The sequence below is a fragment of the Mesorhizobium intechi genome (genome assembly GCF_002879535.1).
In the GTDB taxonomy this organism is placed as follows: Bacteria; Pseudomonadota; Alphaproteobacteria; order Rhizobiales; family Rhizobiaceae; genus Mesorhizobium; species Mesorhizobium intechi.
On the sequence record NZ_PNOT02000252.1, the window covers coordinates 1 to 15,410 of the forward strand.

13 protein-coding genes and 1 pseudogene are annotated in these 15,410 nt (G+C 64.2%); 11 read left to right on the forward strand and 3 right to left on the reverse strand.

Translation table 11 applies throughout. From position 1 onward, the window contains the following. Nucleotides 1-1,442, reverse strand: a pseudogene (locus C1D09_RS22230) (autotransporter family protein); the annotation flags it as partial. A 226-nt stretch (nt 1,443-1,668) separates the two neighbouring features. On the opposite strand from C1D09_RS22230, the gene C1D09_RS22235 reads away from it, so the two are divergent. Together C1D09_RS22235 and xylB are read left to right on the forward strand one after the other, a co-directional pair. Continuing rightward, nucleotides 1,669-2,991, forward strand: a complete 1,323-nt coding sequence (locus C1D09_RS22235; RefSeq protein ID WP_143976311.1) for a tetratricopeptide repeat protein — start codon at nt 1,669-1,671, stop codon at nt 2,989-2,991. Nucleotides 2,992-3,072: 81 nt separating this feature from the next. Further along, a complete protein-coding gene (xylB, locus tag C1D09_RS22240; protein WP_143976312.1) occupies nt 3,073-4,527 on the forward strand; it encodes a xylulokinase in 1,455 nt (484 codons plus the stop codon). A 32-nt stretch (nt 4,528-4,559) separates the two neighbouring features. Here the strand turns inward: xylB and C1D09_RS22245 are convergent, their stop codons facing one another. Beyond that, nucleotides 4,560-4,922: a nuclear transport factor 2 family protein gene (locus C1D09_RS22245; RefSeq protein ID WP_143976313.1), complete on the reverse strand. Its 363-nt coding sequence runs from the start codon at nt 4,920-4,922 to the stop codon at nt 4,560-4,562. Nucleotides 4,923-5,029: 107 nt separating this feature from the next. Here C1D09_RS22245 and xylA point away from each other — a divergent pair, with 107 nt between their 5' ends. The 3 genes from xylA to C1D09_RS22260 all read left to right on the forward strand — a co-directional run bounded on the left by xylA (nt 5,030) and on the right by C1D09_RS22260 (nt 7,399). Beyond that, nucleotides 5,030-6,355, forward strand: a complete 1,326-nt coding sequence (gene xylA, locus C1D09_RS22250) for a xylose isomerase (protein WP_038651459.1) — start codon at nt 5,030-5,032, stop codon at nt 6,353-6,355. A 90-nt stretch (nt 6,356-6,445) separates the two neighbouring features. After that, the gene (locus C1D09_RS22255) at nt 6,446-6,943 is read left to right on the forward strand and encodes a GNAT family N-acetyltransferase (RefSeq protein ID WP_143976314.1); all 498 of its coding nucleotides are present in this window, start codon (nt 6,446-6,448) and stop codon (nt 6,941-6,943) included. A 252-nt stretch (nt 6,944-7,195) separates the two neighbouring features. Continuing rightward, nucleotides 7,196-7,399, forward strand: coding sequence for a hypothetical protein (locus tag C1D09_RS22260; protein ID WP_143976315.1), 204 nt, complete (start codon nt 7,196-7,198; stop codon nt 7,397-7,399). A 14-nt stretch (nt 7,400-7,413) separates the two neighbouring features. Here C1D09_RS22260 and C1D09_RS22265 read toward each other — a convergent pair whose 3' ends face one another. Then, nucleotides 7,414-8,394 carry a GlxA family transcriptional regulator gene (locus tag C1D09_RS22265; RefSeq protein WP_095771508.1) on the reverse strand — a complete coding sequence of 327 codons (981 nt, stop codon included), beginning with the start codon at nt 8,392-8,394 and terminating at the stop codon, nt 7,414-7,416. A 136-nt stretch (nt 8,395-8,530) separates the two neighbouring features. Here C1D09_RS22265 and bcoG point away from each other — a divergent pair, with 136 nt between their 5' ends. The 6 genes from bcoG to C1D09_RS22295 all read left to right on the forward strand — a co-directional run bounded on the left by bcoG (nt 8,531) and on the right by C1D09_RS22295 (nt 15,318). Further along, nucleotides 8,531-9,454, forward strand: a complete 924-nt coding sequence (bcoG, locus tag C1D09_RS22270) for a 3-dehydrocarnitine:acetyl-CoA trimethylamine transferase BcoG (protein WP_143976316.1) — start codon at nt 8,531-8,533, stop codon at nt 9,452-9,454. Between the two features lie 14 nt (nt 9,455-9,468). After that, nucleotides 9,469-10,101 carry an HD domain-containing protein gene (locus tag C1D09_RS22275; RefSeq protein ID WP_143976317.1) on the forward strand — a complete coding sequence of 211 codons (633 nt, stop codon included), beginning with the start codon at nt 9,469-9,471 and terminating at the stop codon, nt 10,099-10,101. Next, entirely contained in the window at nt 10,098-11,210 is a 1,113-nt protein-coding gene (locus C1D09_RS22280; protein WP_143976318.1) for a carnitine 3-dehydrogenase, read from the forward strand. The genes C1D09_RS22275 and C1D09_RS22280 overlap by 4 nt, the downstream gene beginning before the upstream one ends. A 4-nt stretch (nt 11,211-11,214) precedes the next feature. Further along, entirely contained in the window at nt 11,215-12,378 is a 1,164-nt protein-coding gene (locus tag C1D09_RS22285) for an acyl-CoA dehydrogenase family protein (RefSeq protein ID WP_143976319.1), read from the forward strand. An 86-nt stretch (nt 12,379-12,464) separates the two neighbouring features. Then, nucleotides 12,465-14,543 (forward strand): acetate--CoA ligase family protein, encoded by a 2,079-nt coding sequence (locus tag C1D09_RS22290; RefSeq protein ID WP_143976340.1) that lies wholly within the window; start codon nt 12,465-12,467, stop codon nt 14,541-14,543. Beyond that, nucleotides 14,536-15,318: a carnitinyl-CoA dehydratase gene (locus C1D09_RS22295; RefSeq protein ID WP_143976320.1), complete on the forward strand. Its 783-nt coding sequence runs from the start codon at nt 14,536-14,538 to the stop codon at nt 15,316-15,318. The genes C1D09_RS22290 and C1D09_RS22295 overlap by 8 nt, the downstream gene beginning before the upstream one ends. Nucleotides 15,319-15,410 lie beyond the last annotated feature (92 nt).

Consider the following 15,410-nt stretch of genomic DNA (forward strand, 5'->3'; position numbering starts at 1 on the left):
CCGTCAAGCGCGAAGGTCGAGGCGCCCGAGGTGGCGCCGTTGACCGCCTGGACGAGCATGATGCCGTCCTGGGTAGTAGCCGCACCCGCGCCGCCGGCGTTGACCACGGAAATGCCGGTCGAGCCGGAAGCCGTTCCGCTCGAAAGCACCAGTCTGTCGGAGGCGGAAGAATCGTCGCCGAGTTCGGTCTGGACAAGCAGCACGCCGCCAGAGCCGACATAATTGCCCGAAATCGTCAGCCGATCGGTTGCGCCGGTGGTGCCGTTGGTCAGGTCGATCCGCCCGGCATTCGTCACTTCCGCCAACTGGCCTGCCGTGAAGGCCTGGGTCGTCGAGTTGAAGCCGCCGCCATAGAGCGTGCTCGAAGCATCTATGCTGAGCGAGCCCGTGCCGGTGCCGCTGTCGCCGAGCTTGAGATTGCCGTCGAGCATCAACTGGGTGTCGTTGGTGGCGCTGATGCTTTCCCAGTTCCGGACCCGGCCGATCCCCTCCAGCTTGACGTTGTCGAAGGTCAGCGCATCGGTACCGAGGCCGCCATCCAGGACATCCATGCCGCCGAGATTGGCGTTGGTGAGGTTACTGAGCCTGGCGGTATCATTGTCGGCGCCGAGATCGACGGCGCCATAGATGATGCCGCCGCCATTCCAGACGAAACTGTCGGAGCCAAAGCTCATCAGCACATCGCCGCCGACCGTGCCGCCTGATATCGTCACGCTGTCATTGCCGCCGCTGACGCTGATGTTGCCGCCGATCGTGCCCCCCGAAAGGATGATGGTGTCCTGGTCGAAGCCGGTGACGAGGTTGCGGTCGATGGTGCCGCCGGACATGTTGAAATAGTTCTTGTCGAGCTTCATGTTGACCCGGCCGATGCGGCCGCCGGTCATCACCGCGTTGTCGCCATCGTCGAAGAAATCGACGATGCGCCCGCCTGTCATGGTGAATGTGTCCAGCCCGTCGCCCTGGTTGAGCGATCCGATCTGGCCGCCGCTCATGTTGAAATCGTCGATGCCGGCGCCCTGCTGGACATTGCCGGCGACGGTACCGCCGCCGATGGTGAAGAAATCGGTTCCGTCGCCCTGGTCGACCGTGCCTGTGATGGTGCCGGACTGCATGTTGATGCGATCCGTGCCGGCGCCGAAGGTGACATTGCCGCTCAACTGCCCGGTGCCGCCGGCGGGAAAGGTCAGCGTGTTGTCGCCGCTGGTATCGGTAAGGCTGCCGCCCGAAGCGCCGCTATCGCAGGTGAAGGCGGTATTCCCCGCCGACGGAACCAGCACGCAGGACGCCAAGGCCGCCGAATTCGGCAACAACCCAAGTGCTGTAGTTGCAAATAAGCTAATAAACCATGGATGGATTTGCCACGGCTTTCGCAACAACAAAGAAATCGCTTCATCAACGTTTTCCGAACGGCTGTTCGGACGCTGTATTTCAAAATGCCGCATCGCGTCCCCTCTCAGATCGCGATTACAAGCCCTTCGCCGCGCCGCAATGAAGCCACAATTCATTCAGTTTTACAAAGCCTAATCTGCATCACGTGGTTGATGAACTGCAAAGACTGCCGGGCTAGACCTGATGCGGTGCATGATTGGCACATCCGTGGCCCATGATTTAAGATCGCCTTGGCCCGGGGGCCTGGGGGCTTGTCCCAAGTCGATCAGAGGATGTTGCATGGCAATCAGGGACGCATTCGGCCTGACATTTTCGGGCGCCACCGAAGCCGGGTTCACGCCCTACGGGCAGGCCGTGCGTGAGCTGCTGTGCTTCATCGGCGATCCCGTCGCCTCCGTCGACCGTGCCATATCGGAGGACCCCGGTTTCGTCATGGCGCATGTCTTCAAGGGCTATCTCTTCGGCCTCGCCACCGAGCGGGACGCGACGGCGGTGGCCAAGGCTTGCCACGAGGCCGCGCTGCCGCTTGCCGCGACGACGCGCGAACAGGCGCATGTCTTGGCCCTTGGCCACCTCGCCAACGGGCGCTGGCATGACGCCGCCAGGATCCTCGAGGATATCGCCATCGAGACGCCCCTCGACGCACTGGCGCTGCAGGTCGGGCACCAGATCGACTTCTTCACCGGCAATGCCCGCATGCTGCGTGACCGCATCGCCCGCGCCTTGCCATCATGGCAGAGCGGCATGCCGGGCTACCACGCTATTCTCGGCATGCAGGCCTTCGGGCTGGAGGAAATGGGCGACTATACAAGGGCCGAAAAGCTCGGTCGCGCGGCGGTCGAGATCGAGCCGCGCGACGGTTGGGCGCAGCATGCGGTCGCGCATGTGATGGAAATGCAAAGCCGGCAAACGGACGGCATCGCCTGGATGCGCGCCAATCCCGAGGCCTGGGCAAAGGAGAGCTTCCTGCAGGTGCACAATTGGTGGCACCTGGCGCTGTTCCATTACGATCTCGGCGAGATCGACCAGGTGCTGGCGCTCTATGACGGACCGATCTATGGCACGCCATCGGCGATGGCGCTGAACATGGTCGATGCGTCGGCGATCCTGTGGCGGCTGCATCTCGGCGGCATCGATGTCGGCGACCGCTGGACGGCGCTCGCCGCCAATTGGCCCAAAGCCGGTGCCGGCGACTATGCCTTCAACGATGCGCATGCGATGATGGCCTTCGTTGGCGTCGGGCTCGACACCCCGGCGCGGACCTTGCTCGATGCCCAGCGCGAGGCGATGCGCGGCAATGGCGACAACGCCGCTTTCACGCGGGATGTCGGCCATCCGCTGACGCTGGCGATCAAAGCGTTCGGCGAGGGCAACTACACCGAGGCCGTGCGCCTGATCCGGCCGATCCGGGCGATCGCCAACCGCTTCGGCGGCAGCCACGCACAGCGCGACGTCATCGACCTGACGCTGATCGAAGCGGCCTTGCGGGCCGGYGACCGCGCGCTCGCCGGGGCGCTCACCGCCGAGCGTTCGATGGCGCGGCCGGATAGCCTCCTCTCTGTGCTGCTTGCGCGACGCGCGGCGGATTTGTCAGAGAATTGACCCGAAGCGGATCTTGCCTTAAAAACTGGCTCAGCCAGATTTTTTCGAGATCCGAAAAAAATATTGGCATGGGAGGATGACATGTATCTCGGCCTCGACTTGGGCACGTCGGGCGTCAAGGCGCTGCTGATCGATGCCGGACAGACCGTCATCGGCTCCGGCCACGGCTCGCTTGACGTTTCGCGGCCGCATCCCGGCTGGTCCGAACAGGATCCGTCCCACTGGATACGCGCCTGCGAAGACGCGATCACCGAACTCAGGGCCTCCCATCCCAGGCAATTCGCGGCGGTGAAAGGCATCGGCCTGTCCGGCCAGATGCACGGCGCGACCTTGCTCGATTCGGCTGATCATGTGCTGCGCCCCTGCATTCTGTGGAACGACACGCGCAGCCATGTCGAGGCGGCGGCGCTCGACGCCGATCCGCGCTTCCGCAAGCTCACCGGCAACATCGTTTTCCCCGGCTTCACCGCGCCCAAGCTCGCCTGGGTGAAGAACAACGAACCCGCCGTCTTCGCCAAGGTTGCGAAGGTGCTGCTGCCGAAGGATTTCCTGCGGCTTTGGTTGACCGGCGAACACATTTCCGAAATGTCCGACTCCGCCGGCACGTCCTGGCTCGATGTCGGCAAGCGCCGCTGGTCGCCCGAATTGCTGGCGGCAACGTCGCTCGACGAGAAGCAGATGCCGTCCCTTGTCGAAGGCACCGAGAAGGCCGGCGGTCTGCGCGCCGAATTGGCGTCGAAATGGGGTGTCGAGGCCGGCATCCCGATTGCCGGTGGCGCCGGCGACAACGCTGCCTCTGCCTGCGGCATGGGCACTGTCGGCGCTGGCCATGCCTTTGTCTCTCTCGGTACGTCGGGCGTCCTGTTTGCCGCCAACGCGTCCTATCTGCCCAATCCGGCAAGTGCTGTCCACACCTTCTGCCATGCGCTGCCCGACACCTGGCACCAGATGGGCGTGATCCTGTCGGCGACCGATTCGCTCAACTGGCTGTCGGAGATCACAGGAAAGGTCGCGGGTGAACTGACCGCCGAACTCGGCGACGCGCTGAAGGCGCCGACCGGCGTATCCTTCCTCCCCTACCTCTCTGGCGAGCGCACGCCGCACAATGATTCGGCGATCCGCGGTTCCTTCACCGGGCTGGCGCATGAATCGAGCCGGGCAGTGTTGACGCAGGCGGTGCTCGAGGGCGTCGCCTTCGCCTTCCGTGACAGTCTTGAAGCCCTGAAGACGGCCGGCACCACATTGACGCGGGTGACGGCGATCGGCGGCGGCTCACGCTCGCGCTATTGGCTGAAATCCATAGCCACCGCGCTGCGGGTGCCGGTGGACATTCCCGCCGACGGCGATTTCGGCGCCGCCTTCGGTGCCGCCAGGCTCGGTCTGATCGCGGCGACGGGTGCCGATCCGCTGGCCGTCTGCTCCGCCCCAAGGACGGATGCCACGATCGAACCGGATGCCAAGCTCGGCGGCGCCTATGCGGACGCCTATCACCGCTACCGGGAGCTCTATCCGGCAATCAGGGGTGCCACGGCGTGAACGATTTCTCGCCCACGCCGCGACTTCCGGCCTCACTGCGCCGGGACCTTGTCAAGGAAGCCGGTGATGCTTTTCAGGCGGCCGTTTTCGATGACGCCAATGTCGGTGCCTTCGATCACCGAAGGAACGCCGTCAGGCCCGAGGTTCCAGGAGAAGCGGATCTTGTCGGCGAAGCCGTCCGGCATGCCCTTCAGCGAGAAGCGGAAGCCGGCAAAGCGTTGCTGCACGCCGTCGATGAGCGCCGCGACGCCGTCATGGCCGTCGCCCTGCATGACCGGATCGCGATAGCTGACGTCTTCGGTGAAGGTGGCCTTCAGCAATTCGGCGCGGCGACCGGCATCGCTTTCGTTCCAGGTGGTGATGTAGCCCTCGGCGATCTTGTTGAGGTCGGTCATGATCGGTCTCCTTTGTTTGTTGACATCAGCCTTTTCGACCAGCCCGGGACCGAAATCAATTACGCCTGAGGTAATCAGGGCGAACTATTCGAGAGAGGACAGACATCATGAGCAGCGGATTTTTCGGCGACATCCAGAAGATCAAATATGAGGGGCCGGATTCGACCAATCCGCTGGCCTACCGGTTCTACAATCCGGACGAAGTGGTGGCCGGCAAGCGGCTCGAAGACCATCTGCGCTTCGCCGTCGCCTACTGGCACTCCTTTGCATGGCCGGGTGGCGACCCCTTCGGCGGCCAGACCTTCGACCGCCCCTGGTTCCCCAAGGCCGGCGGCATCGATACGATGGAACTGGCGAAGCTCAAGGCCGATGTTGCGTTTGAGATGTTCTCGCTGCTCGGCGCGCCCTATTTCTGCTTCCACGACGCCGATGTCCGGCCCGAGGGCAAGGATTTTTCAGAAAGTGCCGCCCGCCTCGACGAGATCGCGGACTATTTCGCCGGCAAGATGAAGCAGACCGGGGTCAAGCTGCTCTGGGGCACGGCGAACCTTTTTTCGCATCGCCGCTTCATGTCGGGCGCCGCCACCAATCCCGATCCGGATGTCTTTGCCTATGCGGCGGCGACGGTGAAAAGCTGCATCGACGTCACCAAGCGGCTGAAGGGTGAGAACTATGTGCTGTGGGGCGGGCGCGAAGGCTATGAGACGCTGCTCAACACCGACCTTGCCCGCGAGCAGGAACAGGCCGGCCGCTTCCTCAGCCTCGTTGTCGACTACAAGCACAAGATCGGCTTCAAGGGTACTATCCTGATCGAGCCGAAGCCGCAGGAGCCGACAAAGCATCAGTACGACTATGACGTCGCCACCGTTTACGGTTTCCTCAAGCGCTTCGGTCTGGAGAAGGAGGTCAAGCTCAATATCGAGCAGGGCCACGCCATCCTCGCCGGCCATTCCTTCGAGCACGAACTGGCGCTCGCCAATGCGCTCGGCGTCTTCGGTTCGATCGACATGAACCGCAACGATTACCAGTCGGGCTGGGACACCGACCAGTTCCCCAACAACGTGCCGGAAATGGCGCTGGCCTACTACCAGGTCCTGCAGGCCGGTGGCTTCAAGACCGGCGGCACCAATTTCGACGCCAAGCTGCGCCGCCAGTCGCTCGACCCGCAGGACCTGCTGATCGGCCATATCGGCGGCATGGATTCTTGCGCGCGCGGCCTCAAGGCCGCGGCCCGCATGGTCGAGGACAAGGCGCTGTCGGCGCCCCTGGCCGAGCGCTATGCCGGCTGGAACACGGCAGAGGGCAAGGCAATGCTGTCGGGCAAGCGCACGCTCGAGGACATCGCCGAGCGCGTGGTCAAGAAGAAGATCGAACCGCAGCCGCGCTCCGGCCGCCAGGAACTGCTGGAAAATATCGTCAACCGCTACGTCTGACGCCTGACTTCTGGACCGACATCTGCCCGATGTGGCTGAAAGCCGCCGTGATCGCCGTTTGCTAGTCCACTCCATCGAAGGGAGAAGGCGATGGCAGACGGGCGGATCACGGTGCGCAAGGCACAGGCGAGCGATGTCGCGGTCCTGAAGCAGGTGCTTCAGGACACCTTTGAGGGCACCTGGCTGCCGCACATCACCCACTCATCGGCCCAGCGCTATGTCGAGACCGATATTGGCGGGCGCTATGTCGAGCAGAACTGGCCGGAATTTACGGTTGCCGAGATCGACAGCGAGATCGCCGGCCTGATCCATTGGCGCGGCGATTTTATCGAGGCCGTGCATGTCAGCGCAAGCCATCAGGGCCAAGGCGTCGGCGGCAGGCTGCTCACGCATGCCGAACGGGCTATTGCGGCCGCCGGATTCAGCCAGGTGCGGCTCGAGACCGACACGTTCAACGAGCGCGCCCAGAATGTCTACAAGGCGGTCGGGTATGTCGAAAAAGACCGTTATCCCGACGATGAATGGGACAGCGGCTTCACCACAGTGCTGTTCGAGAAACGGCTGGCAGCAGTTCCAGGAGAAGTGTGATGCGGTTTTCCGTTCGGAACGGCGTTAAACCAAGGAGCTAGGGCCGTCCGCCGTTTCCGTGAAACGGCTATGGCCTGACCTTCCTGATCCGGACTTTCGCGCGCGGAACGGCTTTGCGCCAAAGTGCGCGTGCGGCGACATGGTTTTGCCCCTGGCGGCCCCTCAATGACCTCGCTCTTGCCTTCAAACTGCCGTCACGTACCTCGTATAAGAGGGGCCCGTGGCGGGTGAAAAGGAAGGAGGCGAACCGATATGCAGCACGAACGCGAAATCGACGCCCTGCTCTCATCCGGTGAGACCGGATCGATCATCGACCGGCTGATGGCGCTGCCGCGGCCGACCGATGACGTGAAAAATGAATGGGATCGCGCCGTCAGCAACCGCTTTGAAATCCGGCTGGTGAGACAGATGCGCTCGCAGATCGACGCCGGCAACGATCGCCAGAACGCCGCTTGATTCGCTGAATCGACCTAGCCCCGGCGCAACCTGACCGGGGCTTCGCCAAAAGCCCTTGAAAATGCTCTGGAAAATGCCGCGGCGGACGAGAATCCCGTCCGCCCGGCAATATCCGCCATGGCTACCCGCGTGTCGACCACCAGGCGGCGCGCCGCACCCAGCCGTAGTCTCAGATAATAGGCGCCGGGCGTCTCGCCGATCGACTTGCGAAAAATGCTTTCCAGCGTGCGCGCCGTCACGCCGGCACGTTTGGCTATGGCTTCGATGGTCAGCGGCTGGTCGACATGCGCTTCCATCAGCCGGATGGCCTGTGCCAGGCGCGGATCGTAGCCGTCGAGCCGGCCAAGCGAGACCAGCGGCTGCGCATCGGTCGCCACGCGCGCCTGATCGTAGATGAAGGCGCTTGCCACATCGAGCGCCACGGCCATGCCGAGCCGGGTGCGAATCAGGTGCAGCATCAGGTCGAGCGTCGGCGACGCGCCGCCCGTGGTGAAGACGGGCCCATCGATGATGTATCGATCAGGGCGCACGTCGACGCCCGGAAAGGCGGAGGAAAAATCCTCCATGTCCTCCCAATGGGTGGTGGCGCTGCGCCCTTCCAGCAGCCCGGCGCGCGCCACCAGCCAGGTGCCGGCCTCGACGCCGCCGCAGGCGCGGGCCGACCGCGCCGCGCGGCGCAAACCGGCGAGCAAGGCCGACGTCGCATAGTTCTGCGTACCGAAGCCCGCGACCACGACCAGGACATCGGTCGGTTCCGTCGCATCGAACCGGCCGCTGACCGCCACGGGCAGGCCGCATGTCGTGACCGGCGCTTCCCCGGTCACCGAAACCAGCTTGAAGTCGAACAGGGTTTCGCCGGCGATGCGGTTGGCGGCCCGCAGCGGATCGACGGCGCATGCCACGCACATGATGGATGCCCCGGAAAACACCAGCAACGTCACCTTGAGCGGCGATTGCTCGGCACGAAAGATTGTCGCTTTTTCGTTTTTTGTCATGCAGCCTTCGTAAAGCGCAAAACAGTCGCCTGCAAGTCGCGCAATGTTATGCGGGTCCCTGTGCATGTCGTTGTCCCAAAACCGGTTCCCACTTTTGGGCGACATGCATGGCTGTTCGAATTGGGAGGAGAATTCCATGCCGCTTGCGATGAACCGTGAGGTCTTCATTACCTGTGCCGTGACCGGATCGGGAGGCTCGCAGGATCGCTCTCCGCATGTGCCGCGTTCGCCCAAGCAGATCGCCGATTCGGCCATCGACGCGGCCAAGGCCGGTGCCGCGATCGTCCACTGCCATGTCCGCGACCCCGAGACCGGCAAGCCCAGGCGCGATGTGCATCTATACCGCGAGGTCACCGAGCGCATCCGTGACGCGAACGTCGACGTCGTGCTGAACCTCACCGCCGGTATGGGCGGCGACATGGTGTTCGGTTCGCCGGAAGCGCCGCTGCCGCTCAACGAAAAAGGCACCGACATGGGCGGCGCCACCAATCGCATGGAGCATGTGCGTCAGTGCCTGCCGGAAATCTGCACGCTCGACTGCGGCACCATGAACTTCGCCGAGGCCGACTATGTCATGACCAACACGCCCGGCATGCTGCGCGCCATGGGCGGCATGATGACGGCGCTCGGCGTCAAGCCCGAGATCGAGGCCTTCGATACCGGCCATCTCTGGTTCGCCAAGCAGCTGGTGGAGGAAAAGGTGCTCAACCCCGACGCGCTGGTGCAGCTCTGCATGGGCGTGCCGTGGGGCGCGCCGGACGATCTCAACACCTTCATGGCCATGGTCAACAACGTGCCGTCGACCTGGAACTGGTCGGCGTTTTCGATCGGCCGCAACCAGATGGCCTATGCCGCCGCGGCCGTGATCGCCGGCGGCAATGTCCGCGTCGGTCTCGAAGACAATCTCTGGCTCGACAAGGGCGTGCTGGGCACCAACGCCCAGCTCGTCGAGCGCGCTGCCAGCATCGTCACCAATCTCGGCGCCAGGATCCTCGGCCCGGAGGAAGTACGCAAGAAGCTCAACCTGACCAAGCGGGCGCCGATCGCAGCCGCGGCGTAAGGCGGGAGTTGGCCATGGCTGATACCGTCAAATTCACCGCGATGAAGGATGGCGACAAGGACGATTACGAGTTCCTGACCGCCCATGAAATCGACTATGCCGCCAAGACCGGCGAGCGGCTGCTCGACGCGCTGGTCCAGCTCGACGAGGGTCTGTCCGGCTACAAGGTCACCCGGCTCGGCCATTCGCTGCAGGCGGCGACTCGCGCCTGGCGCGACGGCGCCGACACCGACTGGATAGCCTGCGCGCTGCTGCATGACATCGGCGACATCTACGCGCCCTACAATCACGACGAATACGCCGCTTCGATCCTGAAGCCCTTCGTGCGCGAGCAATGCACCTGGGTCGTCGAGAAGCACGGCGACTTCCAGCGGCTCTATTACGCCCATCATCTCGGCGGCAACCGCCATGCGCGCGACCGCTTTGCCGGTCACGCCTATTTCGACGATTGCGACCAGTTTTGCGAGCGCTGGGACCAGTCGAGCTTCGATCCCGATTACGAGACGCTGCCGATAGACTTCTTCCGGCCTTTCGTGCTCGAGGTCTTCGCCCGCGGGGCCTACGACCCATCCGTGATCCGCGCCGGCGAGCGCGTGCCTCTCATTGATCCCGAAACAGCCAGGACCAGAACCGGAGCATCCGCATGAGCATCATCAACAAGGCGGCCGCCATTGGCGGCGGTGTCATCGGCGCCGGCTGGGTGGCGCGGCTGCTGCTCAACGGCATCGATGTGTCGATCTTCGATCCCGATCCGGAAGCCTCGCGCAAGGTCTCCGAAGTGATGAAGGGCGCGCGCCGCGCCTACAAGCAGATGGTGCCCGGCGGCCTGCCGAAAGAGGGCAGGCTCACCTTCGCCAAGACCATCGCCGAGGCGGTTGCGGACGCCGATTTCATCCAGGAAAGCGTGCCGGAGCGGCTCGACCTCAAGCACAAGGTGCTGGCCGAGATCGACGCCCATGCGCCGGCCAACGCCATTGTCGGTTCCTCGACCTCCGGCATCAAGCCGACCGACATGCAGGTGGCGATGAAGAAGCATCCGGAACGGCTGGTCGTCGGCCATCCGTTCAACCCCGTCTATCTCCTGCCGCTGGTCGAGATCGTCGGCGGCGATCAGACTTTCCCCGAGGCGATCGAGGTCGCCAAGGAGATCTATGCCTCGATCGGCATGAAGCCTGTCGTCATCCGCAAGGAGATCGAGGCATTCGTTGGCGACCGCCTGCTGGAGGCGGCCTGGCGCGAGGCGCTGTGGCTGATCAAGGACGGCATCTGCACCGTCGAGGAACTCGACGACATCATGCGCTACGGTTTCGGCCTGCGCTGGGCGCAGATGGGCATGTTCCAGGTCTACCGCGTCGCCGGCGGCGAAGCCGGCATGCGCCATTTCATGGCGCAGTTCGGGCCGTGCCTGAAATGGCCGTGGACCAAGCTGATGGACGTGCCGGAATTCAACGACGAACTGGTCGAACTGATCGCCACCCAGTCGGATGACCAGGCGCATGGCCTGTCGATCCGCGAGCTGGAAAAGATACGCGACGACAATCTGGTCGCGATCATGGATGCGCTGTCGAAGCAGAACAAGGGCAGGGGCTGGGGCGCCGGCGCCTTGCACAAGGATTACACCAAGCAGTTGGCCAAGCTGGCTGCAAAGAAGCCGACGGCCTCAAAGGCCGCCGAGAAGGCCAAGGCCACGAAGCCGGTGAAAAAGGCCGCAAAGCCGGCAAAAGGCGACAAGGCGAAGAAGAGCAAGAAAGGCTGAGACGATGGATTTCGGTCTTTCGGAAGAGCAGAAGCTCATCGTCGAGACGACGCGTGCCTTCGTCGAGAATGAGCTCTACCCGCATGAGCGAGAGGTCGAGCGCACCGGTGTGCTGCGCCGCGAGCTGATCGAGGAGCTCAAGGCCAAGGCGATCGAGGCCGGGCTCTATGCCGCCAACATGCCGGCCGATGTCGGCGGCGCGGGGCTCGATACGGTGAGCTGGCTGCTCTACGAAAAGGAACTCGGCCGCGCCAATTACGCGCTGCACTGGACCTGCGTGGCGCGGCCTTCCAACATCCTCTTGGCCGGCACCCCCGAGCAGCGCGAAAAATATCTGTTTCCTTGCATCCGTGGCGAGAAATGGGACTGCCTGGCGATGACCGAGCCGGGCGCCGGCTCCGACCTGCGCGGGATGAGGGCGTCAGCCGTGCAGGACGGCGATCACTGGGTGCTCAACGGCACCAAGCATTTCATCAGCCACGCCGATCTCGCCGACTTCGCCATAGTCTTCATGGCGTCGGGCGAAGAGGATTCGCCGCGCGGCAAGCGCAAGAAGATCACCGCCTTCTTCGTCGACAAGGGCACCAAGGGGTTCACGGTGCGCGACGGCTACCGCAACGTCTCGCACCGCGGCTACACCAACGCCATCCTCGAATTCGACGATTGCCGGCTGCCGGCCAGCCAGGTTCTCGGCGAAGTGCACAAGGGCTTCGACGTCGCCAATTCCTGGCTTGGCGCCACTCGCCTGCAGGTCGGCGCCACCTGTCTGGGCCGCGCCGAGCGGGCGCTCGGCCATGCGGTCGAATATGCCGCGCAGCGCCAGCAATTCGGCCAGCAGATCGGCAAGTTCCAAGGCGTGTCGTTCAAGCTCGCCGACATGGCGACCGAATTGAAGGCCGCCGACCTCATGGTCTTCGAAGCCGGCTGGAAGTACGATCAGGGTACCGTCACCGACCAGGACATGGCGATGGCCAAGTTGAAAGCCACCGAAATGCTCGCTTTCGTCGCCGACGAAGCCATTCAGATCCATGGCGGCATGGGGCTGATGGACGACCTGCCGCTGGAGCGAATCTGGCGCGACGCCCGCGTCGAGCGCATCTGGGAAGGCACGTCGGAGATTCAGCGACATATTATTTCGCGGGCGCTGCTGCGTCCGTTCGGAGCTTAGCGCATGATCGTCCAAAACCGGGATTCGGTTTTCTTGGACAAACGGGATCGTTTGTCCTGGGATCGCGCTCAAACGAAAAGATGACCATGCATAAACTCGAACGTCTCCTGCGCCCGAAATCGATCGCCGTCTTCGGTGGCGTGCAGGCTGCCGCCGTCGTGGCGCAATCGATCAAGATGGGTTTTGCCGGCGAGATCTGGCCGGTGCACCCGACCAAGGACGAGGTTGCCGGCCGCAAGGCATACCGTTCGGTCGCCGATCTGCCCGGTGCGCCGGATGCCGCCTTTGTCGGCGTCAACCGGCATCTGACCATCGAGGTTGTCAAGGCGCTGGCCGAGCGCGGCGCCGGCGGCGCCGTCTGCTTTGCCGCCGGCTTCCTCGAGACCGAGGCCTATGACGATGACGGCGAGCGGCTGCAGGGCGAACTGGTCGCGGCAGCAGGCGAGATGCCGATCATCGGGCCGAACTGCTATGGCCTGATCAACTATGCCGACGGCGCGCTTTTGTGGCCCGACCAGCATGGTGGCATAAGGCTGGACGAGGGCGGCAAGGGTGTTGCTATCATCACCCAGTCCTCCAACATCGCCATCAACATGACGATGCAGAAGCGCGGCCTGCCGATCGCCTTCCTGATGACGGCCGGCAATCAAGCGCAGACCGGCCTGTCCGAAATGGCGCTCGGCCTGATCGAGGACGATCGGGTGACATCGCTCGGCCTGCACATCGAAGCCTTTGATTCCGTGGCCGGCTTCGAGCGGCTGGCGGCGCGCGCCCGCGAATTGAAAAAACCGATCATCGCCATGAAGGTCGGTCGCTCCGAACAGGCGCGGCAGGCCACCGTCTCGCACACCGCCTCGCTGGCCGGCTCGGACGCGGCCTCGGGCGCTTTCCTGAGGCGGCTCGGCATTGCGCGCGTCGATTCCATCCCCGCCTTCATCGAGGCGCTGAAGCTGCTCCACATTACCGGACCGCTGCCCGGATACCGGCTGTCGTCGATGAGCTGTTCGGGCGGCGAAGCTTCCGTCATGGCCGACAGCGCCGAAGGCCGCTGGGTCAATTTCCCGGTTCTGACGGAAAAACACCGCGCCCATGTGAAGTCGACGCTCGGGCCGCTGGTCGCGGTCGCCAATCCGCTCGATTACCACACCTTCATCTGGAACAACGAGCCGGCAATGACCGCCACCTTCACCGCCATGGTGTCGGGGGGCTTCGACTTGAACATGTTGGTGCTCGACTTTCCGCGCCCCGACCGCTGCTCGGTCACCGACTGGTGGGCGACGCTGCGCGCCTTCGAATCGGCGCTGAAGACCAACAAGGCGCATGGCGCGATCGTCTCCTCGCTGCCGGAGAACCTGCCGGAGGAATACACCGCGGAGCTCATGGCGCGCGGCATGGTGCCGCTGTTCGGCATTTCCGAGGCCATGGATGCCGCCGGGGCGGCGGCCTTCATCGGCTGGGCATGGGCCGAACCGCAGGCGCAGCCGGTCGACACATCCGCTGCCGGCGCCGCCGGCGGCGAGCATGTCACGCCCGACGAGGCCGAAGCCAAGGCGCGGCTGATCAAGGCCGGGCTTCCCGTGCCCAAGGGTGAGCGCGCCGGCAATGCGGTCGAGGCGGTGATTTCCTCGATGGCGCTCGGCTTTCCCGTCGCCCTGAAGGCGTTGGGCGTCACCCACAAATCCGAGGTCGGCGCTGTGCGGCTCAATCTCAAGGACGCAGAATCCGTCAGCACGGCGGCGCATGATCTGCTGCCGCTCGGCACCGGCCTCTATGTCGAGCGCATGGTGCGCGACGGCGTCGCCGAACTGATCGTCGGCTTCACCAGGGATCCGATGTTCGGCGCCGTCATGACGCTGGGCACCGGCGGCGTGCTGGTCGAGTTGCTGCGCGACAGCGTCACCTTGATGCTGCCGGCGACCCGCGACGACATCGAGGCGGCTTTGCGCGGCCTGAAGCTGTTCCCGCTGCTCGAAGGCTACCGTGGCCGGCCGAAGGCCGACGTGGCGGCCGCCATCGACGCCATCGCGGGCATTGCCGGCTTCGTGCAGAAGAATGCCGGCGAGATCGAGGAACTCGACATCAACCCGTTGATCGTCTGCGTCGAAGGCAAGGGCGCCTGGATCGCCGACGCGCTGCTGGTGCTGGGAGAGAACAAGAATGTCTGACGTCATTTCGACCCGCCGCGAAGGCTCGATCCTCGAGGTCACACTCGACCGGCCCAAGGCCAACGCCATCGACTTGAAGACCTCGCGGCTGATGGGGCAAACCTTCAAGGCGTTCCGCGACGACCGGGAACTGCGCGTTGCCATCGTCAAGACCGCCGGCGACAAGTTCTTCTGCGCCGGCTGGGACCTGAAGGCGGCCGCCGGCGGCGACGCGGTCGACGGCGATTATGGCGTCGGCGGCTTCGCCGGTCTGCAGGAATTGCGCGACCTGAACAAGCCGGTCATCGCTTGCGTCAACGGCATGGCGGTCGGCGGCGGCTTCGAACTGGCGCTGTCCTGCGATCTCATCTACGCCTCCGATCACTCCTCCTTCGCGCTGCCCGAAATCCGCGCCGGCACGCTGGCCGATGCGGCGACGATCAAGCTGCCGAAGCGCATTCCCTATCATGTCGCCATGGACCTCTTGTTCACCGGCCGCTGGATGGATGTCGCCGAGGCGCATCGGTGGGGCCTGGTCAACGAAGTGCTGCCGAAGGAAAAGCTCGAGGATCGCGTCTGGGAGATCGCCCGCCTGCTCGCCAGCGGCCCGCCGCTGGTCTTCGCCGCGATCAAGGAGACCGCGCGGGTGGCCGAGGCGCTCACCTTCCAGGACGCGATGAACAAGGTGACGCGCCGGCAGTTGGCGACGGTCGATGAACTCTACGGCTCCGAGGACAATATGGAAGGGTTCCGCGCCTTCGCCGAAAAGCGCGATCCGGTGTGGAAGGGGAAGTGACTTTACCCTCCGGACCGAAGGTCCGCGGTGGGTTGAAGCGCCGCCACCCGCCGCTCTGCGGCGGCCTCCCCCCATCAAGGGGGAGGTAAAGG

Excerpts from the sequence above, each read along its gene's own strand:
- C1D09_RS22280 (WP_143976318.1), top strand. The coding sequence starts at position 10,098 with ATGAGCATCATCAACAAGGCGGCCGCCATTGGCGGCGGTGTCATCGGC.
- C1D09_RS22290 (WP_143976340.1), top strand. The coding sequence starts at position 12,465 with ATGCATAAACTCGAACGTCTCCTGCGCCCGAAATCGATCGCCGTCTTC.
- bcoG (WP_143976316.1), top strand. The coding sequence starts at position 8,531 with ATGCCGCTTGCGATGAACCGTGAGGTCTTCATTACCTGTGCCGTGACC.
- xylA (WP_038651459.1), top strand. The coding sequence starts at position 5,030 with ATGAGCAGCGGATTTTTCGGCGACATCCAGAAGATCAAATATGAGGGG.
- C1D09_RS22285 (WP_143976319.1), top strand. The coding sequence starts at position 11,215 with ATGGATTTCGGTCTTTCGGAAGAGCAGAAGCTCATCGTCGAGACGACG.
- C1D09_RS22260 (WP_143976315.1), top strand. The coding sequence starts at position 7,196 with ATGCAGCACGAACGCGAAATCGACGCCCTGCTCTCATCCGGTGAGACC.
- C1D09_RS22245 (WP_143976313.1), bottom strand. The coding sequence starts at position 4,922 with ATGACCGACCTCAACAAGATCGCCGAGGGCTACATCACCACCTGGAAC.
- C1D09_RS22295 (WP_143976320.1), top strand. The coding sequence starts at position 14,536 with ATGTCTGACGTCATTTCGACCCGCCGCGAAGGCTCGATCCTCGAGGTC.
- C1D09_RS22255 (WP_143976314.1), top strand. The coding sequence starts at position 6,446 with ATGGCAGACGGGCGGATCACGGTGCGCAAGGCACAGGCGAGCGATGTC.
- C1D09_RS22265 (WP_095771508.1), bottom strand. The coding sequence starts at position 8,394 with ATGACAAAAAACGAAAAAGCGACAATCTTTCGTGCCGAGCAATCGCCG.
- xylB (WP_143976312.1), top strand. The coding sequence starts at position 3,073 with ATGTATCTCGGCCTCGACTTGGGCACGTCGGGCGTCAAGGCGCTGCTG.
- C1D09_RS22275 (WP_143976317.1), top strand. The coding sequence starts at position 9,469 with ATGGCTGATACCGTCAAATTCACCGCGATGAAGGATGGCGACAAGGAC.